Source organism: Pantoea sp. Morm, assembly GCF_016643525.1.
GTDB lineage: Bacteria > Pseudomonadota > Gammaproteobacteria > Enterobacterales > Enterobacteriaceae > Pantoea > Pantoea dispersa.
On the sequence record NZ_VOQX01000207.1, the window covers coordinates 1 to 2216 of the forward strand.

General features: G+C 57.4%; 1 protein-coding gene. It reads left to right on the forward strand.

The features are described 5' to 3' along the window. A partial coding sequence (locus FT726_RS26845; RefSeq protein ID WP_346303800.1) for an Ig-like domain-containing protein occupies nt 1–2216 on the forward strand: 2216 nt, incomplete at both ends.

Sequence of the window (2216 nt, forward strand, 5' to 3'; positions counted from 1 at the left end):
GGAGCCACAATCTCACCGTGCGCTTTTTCGACCGGGCCGGCAACGCCGGGATTCCGTTCCAGACGCGGCTGGAAGTCGATCTCAGCCCGCCCGATATGCCGGCGATTATGCGCGTACTGGATGATTTCGGACCGGTGCAGGGCCCGGTTGGCAACAAAGGCTTCACCGATGATAAAACGCCAGCCATTTCCGGTTATGCCGAGCCGGACAGCATTGTCCGCCTGTACAGCAACGGCGTGCTGATTGGCAGCGTGCAGGCGGCGAAAAACGGCCAGTGGACCATTACGCCGGAACTGAGTGACGGTGAACAGCGCCTGTACGTCACCGCCACCGATAAATTCGGCCAGGTCAGTTTTGATTCCCCGGTCTATACGCTTTACGTCAATTCGCCGCGCATCGATAAGCCGCAGCTGCTGGAAGTGTTTGATAATGAAGGGGTGAACACCGGTGTGATCAAAGCCGGTAGCGAAAGCGATGATCGCAGCCCGCGCCTGAGCGGCAACGCGCCGCTGGATGCCGAAAACGTCATCATCTATGTCAACGGGGTACGCGTCGGCGTGGCACCGGTGATTGACGGGCAATGGCGCTGGGAGAGTAACGTTGATCTGCTGGGCTACGGTGAAAACACCATTACTACCCGCGCGCAAAATAACCGTGGTGAGTTGAGCGATGCGAGCGAGCCGTTTACCTATACGGTGGTGCCCACCGCGCCGGTGAAGATTGAGTATGCGCTGGATAATTTTGGCACGGCACAGGGCAAACTGGAAAACGGCGCGCTGACCGATGACTTCACCCCCACGCTCAAAGGCACGGCGGAAGCCAACAGTATCGTCTACGTGTATGCCACACGCGAAAACGGCAGCTGGTGGCTGAAAGGCAGCACCCAGGCGGATGCCTTTGGCCACTGGCAGGTGGAAATCGCCCGACTGGATGGCGGGGCCGGCCCGTATCACTTCCAGGCCAGTAACAGCCCGACGCGCGATCCCGCTGCGCCGCTGTTCGACCTTTATGTGTCAGACAACGGCACCCGCCTGAAGCCCACCATCAACGCGGCGCACGATAATGTCGGGCCCGAGCAGGGCAAATTAATCAACGGCGCCACCACCGATGACATGGCGCCGACGCTGCAGGGCAAAGCCGAAGCCAACAGCATGGTATATATCCATGCGCGGCATATTGATGGCCACTGGGTAGTGTTAGGCAGCGTTAAGGCCGATGCCTGGGGCAACTGGATAACGGAAGTGCGTGCGCTGCGCGGGGGATACGGCACTTATGAGTTTCAGGCTGCCAAAACTTTTGATCGCGACACCAGCGCCGAGGTGTTCAGTCTCAACATGGTGCCGGAAAAACCCGGCATCGTTTCTGCCTGGGATAATTTTGGCGCGCAGACCGGCGTGCTGCATCAGGGCGATGTCACTGATGACCTGACGCCAACGCTGAAAGGCCATGCTGCAGCAAACAGCGTGGTTTATATCTATGCCCGCCACGTGAACGGGGTATGGGTGACGCTCGGCAGCGCCGTTGCGGATGCTCATGGTCACTGGCAAAGCGAAGTGCGCGCGTTACGCGGCGGCTTTGGCAAATATGAGTTCCAGGTCTCAGACAGCCCGGTGCGTGACGCCGCCGCCGACGTTTTCGACCTGACGATTATCTCCGGCAAGACGGAGATTATTTCTGCGTGGGATGATAACGGACCAAAGCAGGGCCAGCTGAAAAGCGGTGATATCACCGATGATATGACGCCAACCCTGAAAGGCACGTCTGCACCCAATAAGGTGGTGTATATCTTCGGCTGCCATATTGAGGGCCACTGGGTATTAATGGACTCGGTCACAGCGGATGCTACGGGTAACTGGAGCTATCAGTCTTACGATCGCTCACCGTGGAAAGGACTGACGCAATTTCAGGTCAGTGATAGCGCCATTCGTGATGTGAATGCGCCAACCTTTCTGCTGGAGATCAATGTCGATCCGCCGAAGGTCGATCACAAGGGGCTAGTGTGGAATTTCAACGACGGCACCCAGCAGGGCTGGATCGCCAGCGGTCTGTATCACAAAAATGACAACATCGGGGTTAAGCGCTGGAGCGGAGGCAATTCCTCTTATGAGTTGGGTTCCATGACCAACGGTTCAAACACCAACGGCTTCAAAGGAGAAGTGGTTTATCGCTATATTCAGGTCGAAGCGGGTAAAACCTACCAGTTCGATTTTGATGGC